Annotated in this window: 15 protein-coding genes; 8 read left to right on the plus strand and 7 right to left on the minus strand. The window is 73.5% G+C overall.

Translation table 11 applies throughout. From position 1 onward, the window contains the following. Positions 1-47: 47 nt before the first annotated feature. Together FRZ03_RS17410 and FRZ03_RS17415 are read left to right on the plus strand one after the other, a co-directional pair. On the plus strand, positions 48-1,289 hold the full coding sequence (locus FRZ03_RS17410) for a hypothetical protein (RefSeq protein WP_261399204.1): 1,242 nt from the start codon (positions 48-50) through the stop codon (positions 1,287-1,289). Then, positions 1,286-2,578 carry an ABC transporter substrate-binding protein gene (locus FRZ03_RS17415; RefSeq protein WP_146466076.1) on the plus strand — a complete coding sequence of 431 codons (1,293 nt, stop codon included), beginning with the start codon at positions 1,286-1,288 and terminating at the stop codon, positions 2,576-2,578. The genes FRZ03_RS17410 and FRZ03_RS17415 overlap by 4 nt, the downstream gene beginning before the upstream one ends. Positions 2,579-2,638: 60 nt before the next feature. Here FRZ03_RS17415 and FRZ03_RS17420 read toward each other — a convergent pair whose 3' ends face one another. Continuing rightward, complete coding sequence (locus tag FRZ03_RS17420; RefSeq protein WP_186785472.1) at positions 2,639-3,469, minus strand: patatin-like phospholipase family protein; 831 nt, start codon at positions 3,467-3,469, stop codon at positions 2,639-2,641. Positions 3,470-3,560: 91 nt separating this feature from the next. Here FRZ03_RS17420 and FRZ03_RS17425 point away from each other — a divergent pair, with 91 nt between their 5' ends. Together FRZ03_RS17425 and dmpI are read left to right on the plus strand one after the other, a co-directional pair. Further along, the gene (locus FRZ03_RS17425; RefSeq protein WP_146466078.1) at positions 3,561-4,427 is read left to right on the plus strand and encodes a LysR family transcriptional regulator; all 867 of its coding nucleotides are present in this window, start codon (positions 3,561-3,563) and stop codon (positions 4,425-4,427) included. Between the two features lie 108 nt (positions 4,428-4,535). After that, the gene (gene dmpI, locus FRZ03_RS17430) at positions 4,536-4,718 is read left to right on the plus strand and encodes a 4-oxalocrotonate tautomerase DmpI (RefSeq protein ID WP_146466079.1); all 183 of its coding nucleotides are present in this window, start codon (positions 4,536-4,538) and stop codon (positions 4,716-4,718) included. 110 nt (positions 4,719-4,828) lie between these two features. Here dmpI and FRZ03_RS17435 read toward each other — a convergent pair whose 3' ends face one another. The 3 genes from FRZ03_RS17435 to FRZ03_RS17450 all read right to left on the minus strand — a co-directional run bounded on the left by FRZ03_RS17435 (position 4,829) and on the right by FRZ03_RS17450 (position 9,645). Continuing rightward, a complete protein-coding gene (locus tag FRZ03_RS17435; RefSeq protein ID WP_146466080.1) occupies positions 4,829-5,620 on the minus strand; it encodes a S1 family peptidase in 792 nt (263 codons plus the stop codon). Between the two features lie 202 nt (positions 5,621-5,822). Further along, positions 5,823-8,642, minus strand: a complete 2,820-nt coding sequence (locus FRZ03_RS17445; protein WP_146466082.1) for an ATP-binding protein — start codon at positions 8,640-8,642, stop codon at positions 5,823-5,825. A gap of 154 nt (positions 8,643-8,796) precedes the next feature. Continuing rightward, positions 8,797-9,645: a helix-turn-helix transcriptional regulator gene (locus FRZ03_RS17450; RefSeq protein ID WP_146466083.1), complete on the minus strand. Its 849-nt coding sequence runs from the start codon at positions 9,643-9,645 to the stop codon at positions 8,797-8,799. Between the two features lie 485 nt (positions 9,646-10,130). On the opposite strand from FRZ03_RS17450, the gene FRZ03_RS17455 reads away from it, so the two are divergent. Then, positions 10,131-11,804 carry an AMP-binding protein gene (locus FRZ03_RS17455; RefSeq protein ID WP_146466084.1) on the plus strand — a complete coding sequence of 558 codons (1,674 nt, stop codon included), beginning with the start codon at positions 10,131-10,133 and terminating at the stop codon, positions 11,802-11,804. Further along, positions 11,801-13,414, plus strand: a complete 1,614-nt coding sequence (locus FRZ03_RS17460; RefSeq protein WP_186785473.1) for an AMP-binding protein — start codon at positions 11,801-11,803, stop codon at positions 13,412-13,414. Before FRZ03_RS17455 ends, FRZ03_RS17460 begins: the two co-directional genes overlap by 4 nt. Before the next feature lie 27 nt (positions 13,415-13,441). Here FRZ03_RS17460 and FRZ03_RS17465 read toward each other — a convergent pair whose 3' ends face one another. Beyond that, positions 13,442-14,173 (minus strand): hypothetical protein, encoded by a 732-nt coding sequence (locus tag FRZ03_RS17465; protein ID WP_146466085.1) that lies wholly within the window; start codon positions 14,171-14,173, stop codon positions 13,442-13,444. Between the two features lie 262 nt (positions 14,174-14,435). On the opposite strand from FRZ03_RS17465, the gene gcl reads away from it, so the two are divergent. Further along, positions 14,436-16,223 (plus strand): glyoxylate carboligase, encoded by a 1,788-nt coding sequence (gene gcl, locus FRZ03_RS17470; RefSeq protein WP_146466086.1) that lies wholly within the window; start codon positions 14,436-14,438, stop codon positions 16,221-16,223. Positions 16,224-16,283: 60 nt separating this feature from the next. Here the strand turns inward: gcl and FRZ03_RS17475 are convergent, their stop codons facing one another. Next, on the minus strand, positions 16,284-16,517 hold the full coding sequence (locus FRZ03_RS17475) for a hypothetical protein (protein ID WP_146466087.1): 234 nt from the start codon (positions 16,515-16,517) through the stop codon (positions 16,284-16,286). A 587-nt stretch (positions 16,518-17,104) separates the two neighbouring features. On the opposite strand from FRZ03_RS17475, the gene FRZ03_RS40365 reads away from it, so the two are divergent. Then, positions 17,105-17,818 carry a DUF4263 domain-containing protein gene (locus FRZ03_RS40365; protein ID WP_261399205.1) on the plus strand — a complete coding sequence of 238 codons (714 nt, stop codon included), beginning with the start codon at positions 17,105-17,107 and terminating at the stop codon, positions 17,816-17,818. A gap of 314 nt (positions 17,819-18,132) precedes the next feature. On the opposite strand, the gene FRZ03_RS17485 is transcribed toward FRZ03_RS40365, so the two are convergent. Continuing rightward, complete coding sequence (locus FRZ03_RS17485) at positions 18,133-19,596, minus strand: catalase (protein ID WP_146466088.1); 1,464 nt, start codon at positions 19,594-19,596, stop codon at positions 18,133-18,135. Positions 19,597-19,731: the final 135 nt, after the last annotated feature.

Below are 19,731 nucleotides of genomic sequence, written 5' to 3' on the forward strand. Positions count from 1 at the left end.
GCCTACTGCGGCGGCGACTGCGGCCGCCCGCTGAGGGGGCCGTCCGCATGAGCCCCGACAGAGATCCGGCGCGGCGCGGGGAGCGCGGGTACGACGCCCACGCGAGCGGCTCGGAGCCCGCCGCCGGGGCGCCCCTGGCCCCGGCCACCGGCGCGCGCCCCGATCCGGGCGCCGCCATGCCCCCGCACGCAGGCACCGGCGCACACCCCGGCGCGCCCCCGGCGGAATCGCACGCCGCCGCGCCGGTCCGCTCCGGCGCGCCCGCGGGCGCGCCAGGGCCCGGCACCGTGCCCCAGGAGGGCCGGCGCGCACCGGCGGACGGCGGCCTCGGCGCGGTGGCGCGCGTGCTCGGCGGGCGCCGCCGCCCCCGGCCGGCCCCGGGCGCCAGCACGACCGCCCACGAACTCGCCGTGCGGCACCGGCTGCTGCTCGCCCTGTCCGCGCTGCTCACGCTGTCGCTGTTCGTGTCCTACGAGGGGGTGCACGGCGACGCCGACCCGCTGCGCACCTCCAGCGCCCCGGCGGTGCTGTCCATCGACACCGCGCTGTACGCCCTCGGCGAGGCGGAGCAGGACGCCGGGGCGGCGACCCCGACCAGCGACTTCCAGAAGCAGATCTCGGTCGCCGCGCAGAGCCTCGCGGCCGCCGCCGGGGACGACGTCGGCGGACCGTCCGGCCGGCAGGCCCTGCAGACCGTCGCCGCGCTGATCACCGTCTACGCCGTCAAGGTCCAGCAGGCGCAGCTCCAGCCGGCCGGCAGCGCCTTGCGGCAGGCCTACCTCAGCTACGCCACCAGCATCCTGACCGACCAGGGCTCCGGGATACTGGCCAGGCTGAAGGTCCTCCAGAAACAGCAGCGCGCCGCCGTGCACCGGCAGACCTCCTTCGGCCCGCTGCTGTGGCTCGGCTGGGCCGCCACCCTGGTGATCGCGCTCGCGCTGGCCGGCTGTCTGCTGGAGACCCAGCTGTTCCTGCGCCGCCGCTTCCGGCGCCGCTACAACCGCGGGCTGCTCGCGGCCGGCGCCCTGCTCGCGGCCGGGCTCGCCGTCACCCTGCTGTTCACGGTGTGGACGCACCAGGGGATGACGGACACCCGGCAGCTGCTCGACCGCCGGCTCACCGGGCCGGCCATCACCGACGCGGGGCGGGAGACCGCCGCGCACCTCGCCCACACCGGCTTCCGGGCCTCGGCGGCCGGGGGAATCCTGATAGGAGGCGTCCTGGTCATGGCACTGGCCGAGACGGGACTGCGGCGGCACATCGACGAGTACCGGTTCAGGCCGCGGTGAGCGCGCACCCGGGCGGCGGCCCCGCGCGCCGCCGCGCCCGCACCGTCGCCGTGGTGGCGAGCTGCCTCGCCCTGCTGACGGCGGCCGTCGTCCTCGGCGCCCGCGCCGCCGGCCGGGAGCCGACCGTCACCCTGCTGGCCAACTGGACCGGGGACGACGAGGGCAACCTGCGGCGGACGGTGATCGAGCCGTTCGAGCGGAAGTACCACGTGCGCGTGGACTACCAGGGCAGTTCGGCCGAGAGCCAGGTGCTCGGCGCCGACGTCGAGTCCGGGACGCCGCCGGACGTCGTGGTGCTGACCGGCCCCGGCGAACTCGCCGACTACGCCCGTCAGAAGCAGCTCCAGCCGCTCGAGGACCTCATCCCGCAGAAGGACTTCAGCACGTCCTGGGCGACGCCGCTCGCGGACGGGCATGTCTACTGGTTCCCGCTCAAGGCCGACCTCAAGAGCATCGTGTGGTACCCCGCCGGCACCAGCGAGCGGCAGCGCGGACAGGCCAGGGACCGACCGGAGCAGTGGTGCGTCGGCATGGGCTCCGGGGCGACCAGCGGCTGGCCCGGCACGGACTGGATCGAGGACATCCTGCTCCAGCAACACGGCCCGCGCGCCTACCAGGCCTGGGCGGGCGGCCGGCTGTCCTGGCGCTCCCCCGAGGTGCGGCAGGCATGGAAGACCTGGGGCCTGCTGATGGGCGCGGGCACCTCCGACACCCTGCTGCGCCGTACCCTGCAGACCGACTACGGCAAGGCCTCGGCGCCGGTCGCCGCGCACCCGCGCGGCTGCACGCTCGAACACCAGGCGTCCTTCATCCGCACCCAGTCCGACGCGTGGCGACGGGTGGACGGCCGCTACGAACCCTCGGCCCGGCTGATCCCCGGCGCCACCGCGCACAACGCCTGGGAGGTCTCCGGCGACCTGGTCGCCCTGCTGCACGCCACCCCGCAGGCCAAGCAGCTGATCCGCTACCTGGCCTCGGCGGACGTCCAACGCGCCTGGAGCACCGCGGAGTCGGGCTTCTCGGTGCACGCCGGGGCCCAGCCCGCCCCCGGCGCCGCGGGTCCCGCCTGGCACCGGGGGCTCGCCGCGACCCTCCTCGACCGGCAGGCGGCCCACTGCTTCGACGCCTCGGACGCCATGCCGCCCACCGTCCGCGACGCCTTCGCCGAGGCCACCATCGACTACCTGGCCCACCCCGGCCACCTCGACGGCCTCCTCACCAACCTGGACGCCCTCACCCGGGCCCCGGACCAGACGTGGCTGCCGTCGGTGTGCGACCAGGTGCCCTGACCGGGAGGCGGGGCCGCCGGCGCGGCCCGGGCGGCGGGCCGCCCGGGCACCCGGTCCGCCTCAGCCGATCCGCAACGCCCGTCCCTGCTCCCGTCCCGCCTCCGCGGCCGGGCGGCGGGTCGCGGGGTCCAGGGGGTTCGGGCCGATCGCGGCGGTGGCCGTCTCGTCCGGGGCGATCAGGGTGACCTCGGCGCCCCCGGCCCGCAGGCCGGCGACGGTGCGGTCCAGGGGGTGGTCGCTGGGGAAGGGCTCGGCGTCGCCCAGCGGGAGCAGGACCAGGACGCGGTCCGCGCCGGCGGCCAGGTCGACGTTGGCGACGGAGCGAACCCCTCCGTCGACGTAGCGGCGCCCGCCGATCGTCACCGGCGGCCACACCCCCGGCACCGCACAGCTCGCCGCGACCGCGTCCACCAGGCTGACCCCCGAGTCCCGGTCGAGGACGCGCGAGGCACCGCTCTCCGCGTCCACCGCGACGATCTTCAAGGCCCGCTCCGGCCACGTGTGGACCGGCAGCCGGGACTCGATCACCGCCCGCCGCTCCGCCTCGCCGACCGTCCGTGCCGCGAGCGCCATCCGCCCGACGGCGCGCCGCAGTTCGGCCGGTGACGAGGCGGTGGCCAGCGCGGCGCCGAACCACTCGGTGAACTTCTCCAGGTCCAGCTCGGCCATGATCTCCGCGGCCTGACGCGCGGGGTCCACCTGCCGCGCGTACAGCTCCTCCAGGCCGAGTCCGCTGCCCAGTTGGGCCGCGACGGCCGCCCCGGCCGAGGTCCCCACGAGCAATCCGGCCCCCGTGACGTCCTGTCCCGCATCCGCGAGTCCCGCGAGCAGCCCGGTCATCCAGGCGATCCCGCCCACTCCGCCGCCACCCAGCACCAACGCCTCGGTCATCTCTGCTCCTTGGACGGAATCGATCTCCCCCACGGCAACGGCGGCCGGCGCCGCGGCCATTCCCGGTGGCGGGACCGTCTACAGTCGGCCCATGGAACTGCGGCAGCTCGGGTACTTCGTCGCCGTCGCCGAGGAGTTGCACTTCGGGCGGGCGGCCGACCGGCTGCACATCGTGCAGTCCGCGGTGAGTCAGCAGATACAGCGGCTGGAACGGGAGCTGGGCGCCGAGCTGTTCGACCGCTCGCCGCGCCGGGTGCGGCTGACGCCGGCCGGCGAACGGCTGCTGCCGGAGGCGCGCGCCGTGCTCACGGCGGCCGAACGGGCCCGCGCCGCCGTCGTCCCGCCCGAGGGGCTGCGGCTCGGCACCAGCACCGGGCTCGGCACCCATCTGGACCGGGTGCTCGCCGCGTTCGCCGAGCGGGCCCCCGGCGTCCCGGTGGAGCTGTGCTCGCTGCCGGTCGGGGAACGGCTGGCCCGCGTCGCCGCCGGCCGGCTCGACGCGGCCTTCGTGCGCGGCGCCGAACCCCCGCCCGGCGTACGGGTGCTGCCGCTGTGGCCCGACCCGCTCGTGGCCGCCGTACCCGCCACGCACCCGCTCGCCCGCGCCCCGGAGATCGACCTGGCCGACCTGGCCGCGCTGCCCCTCGCGCTCACCCCCCGCCGCAACAACCCCGCCCTCGTGGACCTGGTCGTCGGCGCCTGCCACGCGGCCGGGTTCGAACCGGCGCCGGGACCGCTGAACGGCTCCCTCCAGGACACCCTCGCCACCATCGGGGCCCGGCCCCTGTGGACCGTCGTCTACGCCTCCCACGCGCGCGTGCTGCACACCCCCAGGGTGGCCTACGTCCCCTTCCGCGCCCCCGGCCTCGCCCTGTCCACGGGCCTCGCGGTACCGGCCGCGGACCCCACCCCGCACCTGGAGACCCTGCTGCTGGCCTGCGCCGATCACGAAAGCTGATCGCCGCGGTCGCGGACTGCTCCTTGGTCGGCGGCGCACCACGCGGTGGACTGGACCCCGGCAACGCAGAGGAGCGGCGAAGGCCGCCCGGCACAAGGGAGTTCAGTCATGCCGATCGTCACCGTCCAGCAGGGCCCGCGGGACGCCGAGCTGAAGCGGGACCTGGTCAAGCGCATCACCGACGCCTTCGTGGACGCCTACCGGGTCCCCGCCGAGAGCGTGCAGGTGTGGATCCACGAGGTGCCCGCGGACAGCTGGGGCGCGGCGGGACGCCTCACCGCCGACAAGTAGCCCCGCGTCCCACGGGGGTGGACGTGGAGAGGGAGGCGTTGCGGGCTGCTCGTGGTCGCTCGCAACGCCCCCCTGGCCTTACCCGAGGGATGCTCGGGAGTTCTTCCGGGTCACGAGTCGACCTGTGCGGTCACCTGGTCCGAGAAGGTGGTCAGCCGGGTGTAGACACCCGGGTACCCCGCCTCCGCGCACCCCTCGCCCCAAGAAGTGATCCCTGCCAGGACGCCCCCGATGAGCAGGGGACCGCCGCTGTCGCCCTGGCAGGTGTCTACGCCGCCGGAGCTGTATCCGGCGCACACCATGTCGGACTGCACGTAGTCCGCACCGTAGGAGGAACGGCAACCGGAGTCGGACACGACCGGCACGGTCGCGGTCCGCAGCTGGTTGGCGGAGGTGCCGTTCTCCGACGTCGTGCCCCAGCCGAGGATCCGCGCCGTGGTGCCGGCCGCGTACACGTTCGTCTGGGTGGAGGAGACGTACGACACCGGCTTGTACGGCATCGCCGTCGAGAGGGTCAGCACGGCGACGTCGTCGCCCTGGGTGGCGTCCCGGTAGTCCGGGTTCACCCAGATCCTGCCGACCCGGCTGACCGTCCCGTCGGTGCCGTCGAGCCTGGTGCGGCCGCCGACGACGCGGACACTGCCGGTGGTCTCGCCGGCCATGCAGTGCGCGGCCGTCACCACCTTCTTGGCGGCCACCAGCGTGCCGCCGCAGAACTGGCTGCCGGCCGCGTCCGTGATCTGCACGACGAACGGGTAGGCGGCCGTGGTGGTCGCCGTACCGCCGACGATGGGCTGGGGGGCCGCGCTCGCCGTGGGGGCGGCGAGCAGCGCGGTCGCCGCCGCGGCGGCGCCGGCCAGCACGCTCGCGGCGGTCTGTCTGGCACGTCTGGGCCCGAACATGAGTCTCCTCAGTGGGTTGCACCGGTGGGGGGTTCGCACGGGCGGGGTTGTGCACGGAGGTCGCGGGACCGACCCCCTGTGCCCGGGCGAGCGGCACGCCCATTACGCTAGGTCCCGGAACCCTCGGCTCCCAATGAGGGAACCCCCTAGGGGGTTGGGTGAGGGAAAACCCTCGGTCCGGTTCAGTTAACAAGAGCCGTGCTCAGTGCGCGCGCCGACCTGCCGCCAATCGGACGATGTCGACCCGCGACCGGATACCCAGCTTCCGGTACACCCGGGTCAGCGTGGCCTCGACGGTCTTGACGCTGATGAACAGCCGGGCGGCGATCTCCCTGTTGGTGGCGCCCTCCATGACCAGCGCCGCGACCTGACGCTCCATCGCGGCCAGCACGTCCAGCGCGTCCAGGGTGTCGCGCACCGCCCGCACCGGTTCCGCGTCGAGGGTGGCGAGGGCCTCCTCCACCTGGCGCAGCCAGGGCAGCGCCCGGCAGCGGCGGAACAGCCTCGTCGCCTCGTCGTAGGCCGCGGCCCCCGGGCGCCGGCCGCGCAGCCGGGCCAGCGCGAACGCGGCCCGCGCCTCCTCCAGTCCGTAACCCAGCTTGCCGAGCCGGTCCTGAGCGGACCTCAGCTGGGCGAGCGCGGCCTCGGTGGCGCCCTGGGCGGCGCGCACGAGGGCCTCGGAGCGGTCGAGGACGGCGAGCACGCTCTCCCGGCCGAGCCTGAGGGCGTGTTCCCGGGCGGTGTCGATGACGTCCTGCGCCTCGGCGGGCTCGCCGGTGCGGACCAGCGCCTCGGCGAGATCGCCCTGCCAGCGGCCGCGCGCCGGGTCGGTGATGCCGAGGCCCAGCTCCAGGGTGCGCACCCGGCGCAGCGAGCGCACGGTGCCCACCGGGTCCCCGGCCACCAACTGGGCGTGCCCGAGGGCGCCCAGGGCCCGCGACAGATACATCTGGTCGCCGTCCCCCTCGGCGTGCTCGACGGCCTCCCGGGCGAGGGTGAGCGCCCGGTCCACGTCCCCGCCGGAGGCCTCCGCGAGCGAGGTCAGCATCGCCGACGCGGTCTCGCCGATCCCGGAGTCCCGGGCGAGCCGCAGGCTCTCGCGGGCCAGGTCCAGGGCGCGCCCGCAGTGCCCGGCGCGCAGTTCGGTCTCGGCCAGGCCGCGCAGGAAGTGCACCTCGCTCTCCACCGAGCCGCGCCGGCGCACCTCGCGCAGCAGCCCGGTGACCGTGGCCCGTGCCTCGGCCAGCTGGTCGCCCATGACCAGCCAGCGGAACCGGGCGCTGCCCGCCCCGTTGTGGTGCCAGGCCACCCGGGGGTCCTGGGGTTCGCGCAGGGCCCGTTTGATGGTGCGCGGCGCCTCCGGATGGCCCATCAAGGTCTCGGTCTGCGCCTGGAAGGCGAGGGCCAGCAGCTCGGTGCGCCGGTCCTTGCCGCGCGCGGCCAGCTCGGCGGCGTGCGCGGCGGCCTCGCGGGCCGCGGTGAAGTCGCCCTCCACGATCAGCGCCCGCCAGCCCAGCTGGTAGTGGACCAGGGCCAGCAGCCGCGGGTCGTCCCCGGCGTCGGCGAGGGCCTGCGGGAAGAAGGCGTCGACCTCGGCCATGGTGTGGCCCGCGGTGTCGATGACGATGATCCAGGCCCGCACCCGTTCGGCGGGTACGCTCGCCCGGGTCAGCACCTCCCGGGCGATGTCCCGGGCCAGGTCCACCTCGCCCGCGGTGATGGCGTCCTCGGCGGCGGTCAGGCGCCGTTCCTCCGGACTCGGGGAGTCGTCGGCGGGGGTGTGCCGGGCGGCCAGCAGCCCCAGCTGGGCGGCGACCGAGGGCGCGCCGCGGTCCCGGGCGAGGGCGGCGGCCTCGGCGAGCCGGGCGGCGACCTCCGGGTCGGCCCCGGTGGTGGCGAGGGCGAGGTGGCGGGCGCGCTCGATGGGGTCGGAGGCGGCCGTGGACAGGGCCGCGTGCGCGGCGCGCCGCTCCTGCGGGGGTGCCTCCGCGTACAGCGCGGCGGAGATGAGGGGGTGCGCGAAGCGTACGGCGGGCGCGTCCGACTCCGTGGCCAGCAGCCCGAGTTCGGCGGCCTGGGCGCACTCGGCCTCGGCGTTCTCCCGTCCGGCCGCGTGCAGCAGGGCCTGGGTGGGGCGGGCACCGGCGCTGGCCACCAGCAGGGTGCGGCGGGCCTCCACCGACAGCATGTCCAGGCGGCTGAGCACCAGGGCGCGCAGCGAGGGGGGCACCGGCAGCGGCTCGCCGGGCCGGGGCGGGGTGGGGCTTCCGGCGAGGGCGCGGCCGAGTTCGAGCGCGAACAGCGGGTTGCCGTCGCTGGTGCGGTAGATCTCGCGGACCGTGGAGCGGGGCAGGCCCCCGTGGCCGCGGTGGCCGAGCAGTTCGGCGACCTGGGGGTGGGAGAGCGGGCCGAGCCGGACGGCGAGGGTGTCCGGCGGGCAGGAGCGCAGATGACGGTCGTACTCCTGGCTCTCCTGCCCTTCCGTCCGTACCGCGCACAGCAGTTGGACCGGGGTGCCGCCGAGGCGGCGGGCGGCGAAGCCGAGCAGCTCGGCGCTGGCCGGATCCAGCCACTGCAGATCGTCGGCGACGATCAGCACCGGGCCGTGGTCGGCGAGCGCGCGCAGCGCGGAGAGCACCGCGAGGCGCAGAGCGAGGCCGTCGCGCTGGAGGCTGGACTCGCCGCGCCCGGTGAGCGCCGACTCCAGGGCGGTGCGCTGGGCTGCGGGCAGCCGCGGGGAGACGTCGTCGAGGACCAGGCCGAGGAGGTCGGCGAGGGCGAGGAAGGGAAGGTGGGATTCCGACTCGGTCGCCGAGCAGCGCAGCACGGTGTGCGCGGGGGACGCGTATTCCTCTGCCAATGCCCGCAGGATGGTCGATTTCCCAATTCCGGCCGATCCGTGAAGCAGCACACTGCCGCCGGAGGCGAGTTGGGCGCGGGCGGCGGCGCATCGCTCCTCGCGGCCTATGACCAGGTCGGAGCGGCACCTCGCAGGCTCCTGGAAGTCCCGTCGCACGGTCACCGCTCCCCTCGTATGTCGTGTCCGGGCCAAATTCTAGGCAACGATCCTGGAAATTCGGACGGAAGCCGTGGTGAGGGAAATAACAAACGGTCAAGCATGAGGAAATTCAAAGCGTCCGCGCATGAATGGGAAGGTTTCCTTCCTCTCCGAGGGGCTACGGCAGCAGCCCCGCCCTGCGTGCCGCGGTCACCGCCTCCCCTCGGGTGTGAGCGCCCAACTTCCGCATGGCCGACCGCAGATAACCCTTGACGGTCTCCGGGCGCAACCCCAGCCGCTCGGCCACCGCGGCGTTGGTCGCACCGGCTGCCACCCAGGACAGCACGTCCAGCTCGCGCGGCGCCAGAGCGGGCCCGCCGGCCGGGCGCGGCGCCGTCAGCAGTCCGCAGGCGGCGAGCAACTCGGCCCGCAGGGCCGGGTCGTTGATCCGGGGCGCCAGCGCGCGCAGCGCCGCGTGGGCCTCGCGCACCTGCTCCCAGACCGCCGTCCCCGCCCCGTCGGCCGCCCGCGCGTCGCCGGCCGGCTCCGGCCGGACCGCCGCCAGCAGCTCCCGCGCCTGGTCCCGCACCACCAGCGACTGCTCCACGTCCCGCGCCACCGCCACCGCCGCGCCCAGCGCCCGGTCGCCGAGCGGCTGGGCCGAGCGCAGCGCGCCGTAGAGCACCCCGCGCACCCGGCGCCGCACCACCACCGGCACCGCGAGCACCGAGCGGATGCCCTCCGCGGCCACCGGCACGTCGTACTCGTGGCTGATCTGCCGGGAGCTGGAGTAGTCCGTCACCGCGCACGGCCGGGCCAGCGCCACCGCCTTGCCGCCCAGACCGCTGCCGGAGGACACCGCGAGACAGCGCAGCGCGGCCGTGGCCGTGCCGCTCAGCTCGCTGATGCGCACCTGCGGCCGGCCGGACTCGACCAGCCCGCCGAACGCGACCGGCAGCCCGGTCGCCCGCCGCAGGCTGAGCAGCGCCCCGCGGATCTCCACCACCGTCACGGCCTGTGCTGTCACTCGTCGCTCCCTCGGTGCGGCTGATGTGCGGACCACACCCCCGTGCACGCGCGGGCCACACCCCCGTTCGGGGGGATTGAGACCTGCATCACGGATTAGACGATGCCGGGGAGCCGCCCGGCAATGGTCGGAACACAGGAGGACGGCGGAGGACGGCGGATGACGGCGGATGACGGCGGATGACGGCGGATGACGACGGAGGAGGGCGGAGGAGCTGGTCCGCTTCGCCGACGGGGCGGCGGAGGGCTACGGAGGAGGGCGGAGAGCGGCGGTGACCGCGCCGACCGGGCGCGCGGGACCGGTTCGACGCGATCGCCGTGCAGCCGTCGCCGCGGTCGGCCGGGCGCCCGAGCGGGAACGGCACCCGGGAGCGCGTGTCCACCGCGGGGACCACACCCCCGTTCGGGGGTAGTGAGACCTGCGTCACGGGTTGGACGATGCCGGGGAGCCGCCCGGTGATGGCCGGGAACATAGGAGGACGACGGATGACGACGGCGACCGAGGCCTTCAGGAACGCACGGGACTTCCTGCTGGCACACCGCGAGGACTATGCCACCGCCCACGACGGGTTCGCGTGGCCCCGGCCTGAGCACTTCAACTGGGCGCTGGACTGGTTCGACGTGATCGCCGCCGGCAACGACCGCACCGCGCTGCACATCGTGGAGGAGGACGGCCGCGAGACGAAACTGTCCTTCGCCGAGCTGTCCGAGCGCTCGGACCGGGCCGCGAACTGGCTGCGCGCGCGGGGCGTCGCCGCCGAGGACCGCGTCCTGGTCATGCTCGGCAACCAGGCCGAACTGTGGGAGACCGCGCTGGCCGCGATGAAGCTGCGCGCGGTCGTCATCCCGGCCACCCCGCTGCTCGGCCCCGCCGACCTGCGCGACCGCGTCGAGCGCGGCCGGATCAGGCATGTGATCGTCCGCTCCGAGGACGCCCCCAAGTTCGCCGAGGTACCCGGCACGTACACCCGGATCGCCGTCGGCGGCGCGCCGGGGGAGGACTGGGCGCGGTACGAGGACGCGTACGACGCCCCCGCCGGCTTCACACCCGACGGCCCGACCCGCGCCGACGACCCCCTGATGCTCTACTTCACCTCGGGCACCACCGCCCGCCCCAAGCTGGTCGAGCACACCCATGTCTCGTACCCCATCGGCCACTTGGCCACCATGTACTGGATCGGCCTCAAGCCCGGCGACGTCCATCTGAACATCTCCTCGCCCGGCTGGGCCAAGCACGCCTGGTCCAATCTGTTCGCCCCGTGGAACGCCGAGGCGACCGTCTTCATCTTCAACTACGGCCGGTTCGACGCGGCCCGGCTGATGGCCGAGATGGACCGGGCCGGGGTGACCACCTTCTGCGCCCCGCCGACCGTGTGGCGCATGCTCATCCAGGCCGACCTGGGGCAGCTGCGCACCCCGCCGCGCGAGGTGGTGGCCGCGGGCGAGCCGCTCAACCCCGAGGTCATCGAACAGGTGCGGCGCGCCTGGGGGCTGACCATCCGGGACGGCTTCGGGCAGACCGAGACCGCCGTCCAGGTCTCCAACAGCCCCGGGCAGCGGCTGAAGACCGGCTCCATGGGCCGCCCCAGCCCCGGCTATCGCGTGGAACTCCTCGACCCGGTCACCGGCTCGCCCGGCGCCACCGAGGGCGAGATCGCACTGGACCTCGCCGCGCGACCGGTCGGCCTGATGGCCGGCTACCACGGCGACCCGGACCGCACCGCCGAGGCCATGGCGGGCGGCTACTACCGCACGGGCGACATCGCCGCCCGCGACGAGGACGGCTACCTCACCTACATCGGCCGCGCCGACGACGTCTTCAAGGCCTCCGACTACAAGATCAGCCCGTTCGAGCTGGAGAGCGCGCTGCTGGAGCACCCGGCGGTGGCCGAGGCGGCCGTCGTGCCCGCCCCGGACGAACTGCGGCTCGCCGTGCCCAAGGCGTACGTCGTGCTCGCGGAGGGCTACGAGCCCGGACCCGACACCGCCAAGCTCGTCTTCGAGCACTCCCGCCAGGTGCTCGCCCCCTACAAGCGCATCCGCCGCCTCGAGTTCGGCGCGCTGCCCAAGACCGTCTCCGGCAAGATCCGCCGCATCGAGCTGCGCGAGGCCACCGCCGAGGGCTCGGAGGACGAGTACCGCGAGGAGGACTTCCGGTGACCGCACGGCAGTTGTCGTACACGCACGGCACGGGCACCACCCCGCTGCTCGGCGACACCATCGGCGCCGACCTCGCCCGCACGGCGGCGGCCTGGCCGGACCGCGAGGCCCTGGTCGACGTGGCCGCCGGGCGGCGCTGGACCTACGCCGCCTTCGACGCCGACGTGGACCGGCTCGCGTGCGCCCTGCTGGCGAGCGGCGTCGCCAAGGGCGACCGGGTGGGCATCTGGGCGGTCAACCGGGCCGAGTGGGTGCTCGTGCAGTACGCCACCGCCCGCGTCGGCGCCGTCATGGTCAACATCAACCCGGCCTACCGCACCCACGAGGTCGAGTTCGTCCTCGGCCAGTCCGGTGTCCGCCTGCTGTTCGCCTCCGTCGCGCACAAGACCAGCGACTACCGCGCCATGATCGAGGAGGTCCGCGGCCGCTGCCGGGCACTGCGGGAGGTCGTCTATCTCGGGGACCCGTCCTGGGAGGCGTTCACCGCCCGCGGCGCCACCGTCGACCGGGACCGACTCAGGGCCCGCGAGGCGGAGTTGTCCTGCGACGACCCGATCAACATCCAGTACACCTCGGGCACGACCGGGTTTCCGAAGGGCGCGACCCTCTCCCACCACAACATCCTGAACAACGGTTATTTCGTGGGGGAGTTGGTCAAGTACACCGAGCGGGACCGCATCTGCGTCCCGGTCCCCTTCTACCACTGCTTCGGCATGGTGATGGCCAACCTGGCGGCCACCTCGCACGGCGCCTGCCTGGTGATCCCGGCCCCGTCCTTCGAGCCGAAGGCCACCCTGGAGGCGGTGCAGCGCGAGAGGTGCACGTCCCTGTACGGCGTCCCGACCATGTTCATCGCGGAGCTGAACCTGCCGGACTTCGCCTCCTACGACCTGTCCAGCCTGCGCACCGGCATCATGGCGGGCTCGCCCTGCCCGGTCGAGGTGATGAAGCGGGTGGTCGCCGAGATGCACATGGCCGAGGTCGCCATCTGCTACGGCATGACCGAGACCTCGCCGGTCTCCCTCCAGACCCGCACCGACGACGACCTGGAGCACCGCACCGCCACCGTCGGCCGCGTGCTGCCGCACCTGGAGGTCAAGATCGTCGACCCCGCCACTGGTGTCACCCGGCCGCGGGGCGAGGCGGGCGAGCTGTGCACCCGGGGCTACAGCGTGATGCTCGGCTACTGGGACGAACCCGAGCGCACCGACGAGGTCATCGACGCGGGCCGCTGGATGCACACCGGGGACCTCGCGGTGATGCGCGAGGACGGCTACGTGGAGATCGTCGGCCGCATCAAGGACATGATCATCCGGGGCGGTGAGAACGTCTACCCGCGCGAGATCGAGGAGTTCCTCTACGCCCACCCGAAGATCCGGGACGTCCAGGTCGTCGGGGTGCCGCACGAGAAGTACGGCGAGGAGGTGCTGGCCTGCGTGATCCCGCGCGACCCGGCCGACCCGCTCACCCTGGAGGAACTGCGGGACTTCTGCCGGGACCGGCTCGCCCACTACAAGGTCCCCAGCCGGCTGACGATCCTCGACTCCTTCCCGATGACGGTCTCCGGGAAGGTCCGCAAGATCGAACTGCGCGAGCGGTACCGGGACTGAACCGGGGCCGGGGCGCTCGCCCCGCCCTCAGCCCCGCCGGTCCCGCGGACGGCGCCCCGGAACCGGGGCGCCGTCCGCGTTCAGGGCGTCGGCGCGGTCGTTCACCGGCTGCGGGACGCCCGCGAGGTCCAGCACGAACAGCGGCACCCGCAGGGCGTCCGCGCAGCCGCGGGCGGCGTCGGTGTACCCGGCGAGGGAGAAGTAGACGCAGTCGGCGGACTCCGTCATCGCCGTCAGCCACAGGCACTCCACGTCCCGCGGCGCGGCGGGCCGTACGGTCGGGTCCACCTGCGCCAGCAGCCCGCGCGCGGCGAGCCCGATGCCGTTCACCGGCCGCTGGTCGGCGCGGCGGATGTCCGCGTACCCGAGCCAGCGCAGATACAGCGCGGTCGCGGTGACCGCGTCCCGGGCGGTGCGCACCGCGTGCGGCTGGAAGGCGCGGCGCGTCGGGGCGGCGTCGGACGGCGCCGGGTCCCCGGGGGCGCCCGGATCCGCGGCGGCGCCCGCCACCGGGACGCGCAGCACCGTGCCGCACGGGCAGCCCAGTTCCGGCTGCGGCCAGTGGCCGAGGTGCCCGCAGCCGGCGCACGGCACGGCGATCCACTCGTCGTCCCAGGACCGGTGCGCGGCCACCACCGGCGCGGCGACCGGATCCAGCCGCGGCGCGGTCGGCGCCCCGCACACGCAGGGATACGCCGGGGCGGTGTAGACGTGCTCACGCCGACAGGCCGGACAACGCACCGGCACGCTCTCGGGCATGGCCCACTCACTCTCGCACGACACCTCGGGACAGCGACCCCATGGTGCCCCCTCGTACGGCGTTTGTCCGGCGCTTGCCCGGTGTCTTGGCGTCTCTTGACGAGGCCGACACTCACCCCTACATTGCTTCCAGATAGCAGAAAGTGAATTCCGCTATGCGAAAGTCCGGGCCCAGGTCAGGCCGAGCCCGGACCTTGCGAACACCGTGCTCACCGCGGGGCGCGACGGGAGTACGCATCCGACACCGAGGCAGGAGTACTCGATGGCTCGTATGACCGCTGCCCGCGCGGCAGTTGAGATCCTCAAGCGCGAGGGCGTCACCGACGCCTTCGGTGTGCCGGGCGCCGCGATCAACCCGTTCTACAAGGCCCTCAAGGAGGGCGGCGGCATCCACCACACCCTCGCCCGCCACGTGGAGGGCGCCTCGCACATGGCCGAGGGCTACACCCGGGCCAGGCCGGGCAACATCGGCGTGTGCATCGGCACGTCGGGACCGGCCGGCACCGACATGATCACCGGCCTGTACTCGGCCACCGGCGACTCGATCCCGATCCTGTGCATCACCGGCCAGGCGCCCACGAACGTGATCCACAAGGAGGACTTCCAGGCCGTCGACATCGCCGCCATCGCGGGCCCGGTGACGAAGATGGCCGTGACCGTGCTGGAGGCCGCCCAGGTGCCCGGCGTCTTCCAGCAGGCGTTCCACCTGATGCGCTCCGGCCGGCCGGGCCCGGTCCTGATCGACCTGCCGATCGACGTCCAGCTCACCGAGATCGAGTTCGACCCGGAGACGTACGAGCCGCTGCCGGTGTACAAGCCCGCCGCGACCCGCGCCCAGATCGAGAAGGCGATCTCCTATCTGCTCGCGTCCGAGCGCCCGGTGATCGTGGCCGGCGGCGGCGTCATCGGCGCCGACGCCTGTGAACTGCTCACGGAGTTCGCCGAGCTGACCCGGACGCCGGTCATCCCGACCCTGATGGGCTGGGGCGCGCTGCCCGACGACCACGAGCTGAACGCCGGCATGGTCGGCGTGCAGACCTCGCACCGGTACGGCAACGCCACCTTCCTGGAGTCGGACTTCGTCCTCGGCATCGGCAACCGGTGGGCCAACCGGCACACCGGCTACAAGCTGGACGTCTACCGGCGCGGCCGTACCTTCGTGCACGTCGACATCGAGCCCACCCAGATCGGCAGGATCTTCCCGCCGGACTACGGGGTCGTCTCCGACGCCAAGGCGGCGCTGGAACTCTTCGTGCGGGTGGCGCGGGAACTGAAGGCCGCGGGCCGGCTGCCCGACCGCACGGACTGGGTCGCCGCCACCCAGGAGCGCAAGGCCACGCTGCTGCGGCGCACCCACTTCGACGACGTGCCGATGAAGCCGCAGCGCGTCTACGAGGAGATGAACCGGGCCTTCGGCCCCGAGACGCGGTACGTCACCACGATCGGCCTCTCCCAGATCGCCGGCGCCCAGATGCTGCACGTCTACAAGCCCCGGCACTGGATCAACTGCGGCCAGGCGGGACCGCTCGGCTGGACGATCCCGGCCGCGATCGGCGTCGCCAAGGCGGACCCGGACGCGCCGGTGGTCGCCCTGTCCGGCGACTACGACTTCCAGTTCCTGATCGAGGAACTGGCCGCCGCCGCCCAGCACCGGATCCCCTATGTGCACGTCCTGGTGAACAACGCCTACCTCGGCCTGATCCGCCAGGCGCAGCTCGGCCTGGACCTCGACTTCCAGGTCAACCTGGAGTTCGAGAACATCAACACCCCCGAGATCGGCGTCTACGGCGTGGACCACGTCAAGGTCGCCGAGGGCCTCGGCTGCAAGGCGATCCGGGTCACCGAACCGGACCGGCTGGGCGCGGCGTTCGAAGAGGCGAAGAAGCTGGCCGCGGAGTACCGGGTGCCGGTGGTGGTCGAGGCGATCCTGGAGCGGATCACCAACATCTCGATGAGCCGCACCATGGACATCAGTGACATCACCGAGTTCGAGCCCCTGGCCACGGAGCGCTCCCACGCCCCGACCGCCATCAGCCCGCTGAAGCCCTGACGACCCCGGCACCAGGAAGGGGCGGCCCCGCTCGGGGCCGCCCCTTCCTCCCGTCCACCGCTACACCTCGTGCTCCGAGAGCCCCGGCCAGTCCTCGGGCCCGCCTCCCTGCCACTCGATCAGGTCGTCCTCCTCGACCTCGATTCGGTCCAGGTCGGCCAGCCGCAGGATCTCCACTACATCGTCCAGGTGCGACGCGAGCCCCAGCGTCACCTCCCCCTCGGTGACCCGCCGGGAGCCGTCCAGGGCGGGTGCGTGGACCACGATGTGCGGGTGCTGTGCCGGATGTCCCATGCCTTCAGCGTGCGGCGCCCCGCCCAAGAACGCACATCGGCACCCGCCGCTGTCAGTGGCGGCCGCCACACTTCCCGGCATGGGCGTGCGAAGCGACATGACACTGGAGTGGCAGCTGCGCGAGGTGTGCAAGGAGGCCGCCGGCGACACCGTGCACCCGGCACTGGCGGCCGTCCTCGCGTACATGCACAGCGGCAGCGCGGGGAGACGCAGAGAGGGCAAGGAGCTGGTACGGCTCCTGGAAGCGGCCCGGTCGGCCGCGGCGGGCGCGGGGGAGTGGCACGTCGTCCGCCTGCTCCAGGACTCGTTGGACTACGCGGAGGGCCGCATCCTGAAGCCGGACTTCGCCGAGCGGTACCGGCTCTTCCAGGACGGGGCGCGCAAGGAGCGGCACCGCGACTTCGTGGCGTCCTCCCTGCGCGCCATGCACGAGTGGCTGGTCGCGGCGAGCGAGGCGTATCTGCGGGACCACCCCGGCGCGAGCGCGGAAGACGTGCTCGGCCACTTCAGGGCCCAACGCGCCGACACGGGCTTCCTCCGGGCCCCGGACGACCGGCCGGGGCGGGCGCTATGTCATCCCGCGCGGCATGGCGGAGACCTCCCTGTGGCTGGAGCGGCTGCTGAGAAGCGGCCGGATCGACATCGAGGATCCCGCGGAGCAGGCCCGCCGCATCGCCGCCTCGCCAAAGGCGCCGGCGCTGCTCGCCGCCGACCGCGACGGGCGGCTGATCCTCCAGGCCGCCGAACTCCGGCGCCGTGACGCCGGCCTCCGGGCGCTGCGGGCCGTCGTCAAGGACCCGACGGCCTCGGAAGCGGACCTCCAGCGTGCCCTGCAGGGCAATCACTGGATCTTCGGCGGCCGGTACGTCGGCGAGGCCGCCCGGCGCCGGCTGGTGCCCGGTGACGAGGTGGACATTCCGCTGATCCGCGCGGACGGCGCCCTGCACATCGTGGAGTTGAAGCGGGCCATGGGGCTCAACAGGCCCCTGATCAGGCGGCACCGCAGCGCATGGGTGCCGGCCGACGCGGTGCACGAGGCCGTCGGGCAGGCCGTCAACTACCTGGTCGGGCTGGACGAGCACCGCACGCGCATCCGCGCGGAGTTCGGCATCGAGACCCGCAGGGCCGGCGCGCTGGTGCTCGTCGGGCACCCCGGTCTGCATCCGGACGTGCCCGAGGAGGAGATCGGGGAGACCCTGCGGACGTACAACGCCCATGTCGCCCGTGTCGAGGTCCTCACCTACAAGGAACTCCTCGACAACGCCGAACGCTCCCTCGCCGCGGGTGGGGAACCGGCGTAGGGAGCGGGGGTGCTGGTGCCGTCCGGCGGCGCGAGTCGGGCGCGACAGGGCTTTCGCGCCGCCGGACGGGGTTTCGGTCGGGCGAGTGGGACCGCGGGGGTGCGACGGAGGCGGAAGACCCTTCCCTCAGGTCGAGACGGGTGCCCCGCTCCTTGACCACCGCACTGGCTCGCACGCCGCCGCGGTCCTCGCCCTGCCCGCGCCGGTGCCGTACGGCGACCCCTCATCCGGGCCGTACGGCACCGCGCGGGCCGCGTGCGGAAGCACCGATCCAGGATCAGCTTCCGTACGCCGCTTGCGGATGACAGACGGGCTCAGTCCTCGCGCAGGGCGTGGACCGCCTCCTCCACGCGCTTGCCGTACTCGGGGTCGGCGGCGTGGAAGTGCGCCAGGTTCTTCTCGATCACGTCGTCGCGGGAGACCTGCGCGAGGCCGCCGGCGATGTTGGCGACCAGCCGGGACCTCTCCTCCTCGGACATCAGCCGGTACAGCTCGCCCGCCTGGAAGAAGTCGTCGTCCTTGGTGTGCAGCGGCGCCTCGTGGGTGCCGGTGTGACCGGATACCGCGAGCGGCGCCGACAGCGGCCGGCCGGTCTCCACGGGTCCGTCGTAGGAGTTCGGCTCGTAGTTCTTGGCGTACCGGCCCTGGGAGTTGGACGCCATGAAGCCGTCGCGGCCGTAGTTGCTGGCGCCTCCCGGAACCGCCTTCGGCGAGTTGACCGGCAGCAGCGTGTGGTTGACGCCGAGCCGGTAGCGGTGGGCGTCCGCGTAGGCGAACAGCCGGCCCTGGAGCATCTTGTCCGGCGAGGGCCCGATGCCCGGCACGAAGTTGTTCGGCGAGAACGCGGCCTGCTCGACCTCGGCGAACACGTTGTCCGGGTTGCGGTCCAGGACCAGGCGGCCCACCCGGCGCAGCGGGTAGTCCCGGTGCGGCCACACCTTGGTCAGGTCGAAGGGGTTGAAGCGGTAGTCCGCCGCCTCGGCCGCCGGCATGATCTGGACGTACAGGGTCCAGGACGGGTACACGCCCCGCTCGATCGCCTGGAGCAGGTCCGTCTGGTGCGAGTTGGGGTCCTTGCCCGCCAGCTCCTGCGCCTGCTCGGTGGACAGGGACCGGACGCCCTGGTTGGTCTTGAAGTGGTACTTGACGAAGAAGGCCTCGCCCTCGGCGTTCGTCCACTGGTAGGTGTGCGAGCCGTAACCGTTCATGTGCCGGTAGGACGCCGGGATGCCGCGGTCGCCCATCAGCCAGGTCACCTGGTGCGTGGCCTCCGGGGCGTGCGCCCAGAAGTCCCAGACGTTGTCCGGCTCCTGCTTGCCGGTGAACGGGTCCCGCTTCTGCGAGTGGATGAAGTCGGGGAACTTCAGCGGGTCCTTGATGAAGAACACCGGGGTGTTGTTGCCGACGAGGTCGTAATTGCCCTCCTCGGTGTAGAACTTCACCGCGAACCCGCGCGGGTCGCGCACGGCGTCCGCGCCACCGAGGTTGTCGGCGACCGTGGAGAACCGCACGAACACATCGGTGCGCTTGCCGACCTCGGCCAGGAAGTCGGCGTGGGTGTGGCCGGTGACGTCGTCGGTCACCTCGAAGTGGCCGTACGCACCGGAGCCGCGGGCGTGCACCACCCGCTCCGGGATCCGCTCGCGGTTGAAGCGCGCGAGCTTCTCCAGGAGGTGCTGGTCCTGGAGCAGGAGCGGGCCGCCGACGCCGGCGGTGGCGGAGTTCTGGTTGTCGGCGACCGGGGCGCCGGACTCTGTCGTGAGCACGCGCTGCGACATCGTGGACCTTCCATGCGGGTGGCGGCGGAAAAGGTCTTCCGCCTTGTGGAGCCTAGAAGTCTGCGTGGAGCCTAGGAGTGGGGTGAACAAGGCGTCAACAGTTTGTTGAACTTGAATCCGGGCCGCGGCGCCGCA

This window comes from Streptomyces misionensis (genome assembly GCF_007896895.1).
In the GTDB taxonomy this organism is placed as follows: domain Bacteria; phylum Actinomycetota; class Actinomycetes; order Streptomycetales; family Streptomycetaceae; genus Streptomyces; species Streptomyces misionensis_A.

Bases quoted from the DNA above. Each gene is read 5' to 3' on its own strand.
- FRZ03_RS17465 (WP_146466085.1), bottom strand. From the start codon at position 14,173: ATGCCCGAGAGCGTGCCGGTGCGTTGTCCGGCCTGTCGGCGTGAGCAC.
- FRZ03_RS17485 (WP_146466088.1), bottom strand. From the start codon at position 19,596: ATGTCGCAGCGCGTGCTCACGACAGAGTCCGGCGCCCCGGTCGCCGAC.
- gcl (WP_146466086.1), top strand. From the start codon at position 14,436: ATGGCTCGTATGACCGCTGCCCGCGCGGCAGTTGAGATCCTCAAGCGC.
- FRZ03_RS17435 (WP_146466080.1), bottom strand. From the start codon at position 5,620: ATGTTCGGGCCCAGACGTGCCAGACAGACCGCCGCGAGCGTGCTGGCC.
- FRZ03_RS17420 (WP_186785472.1), bottom strand. From the start codon at position 3,469: ATGACCGAGGCGTTGGTGCTGGGTGGCGGCGGAGTGGGCGGGATCGCC.
- FRZ03_RS17475 (WP_146466087.1), bottom strand. From the start codon at position 16,517: ATGGGACATCCGGCACAGCACCCGCACATCGTGGTCCACGCACCCGCC.
- dmpI (WP_146466079.1), top strand. From the start codon at position 4,536: ATGCCGATCGTCACCGTCCAGCAGGGCCCGCGGGACGCCGAGCTGAAG.
- FRZ03_RS17410 (WP_261399204.1), top strand. From the start codon at position 48: ATGAGCCCCGACAGAGATCCGGCGCGGCGCGGGGAGCGCGGGTACGAC.
- FRZ03_RS40365 (WP_261399205.1), top strand. From the start codon at position 17,105: ATGGCGGAGACCTCCCTGTGGCTGGAGCGGCTGCTGAGAAGCGGCCGG.
- FRZ03_RS17425 (WP_146466078.1), top strand. From the start codon at position 3,561: ATGGAACTGCGGCAGCTCGGGTACTTCGTCGCCGTCGCCGAGGAGTTG.
- FRZ03_RS17455 (WP_146466084.1), top strand. From the start codon at position 10,131: ATGACGACGGCGACCGAGGCCTTCAGGAACGCACGGGACTTCCTGCTG.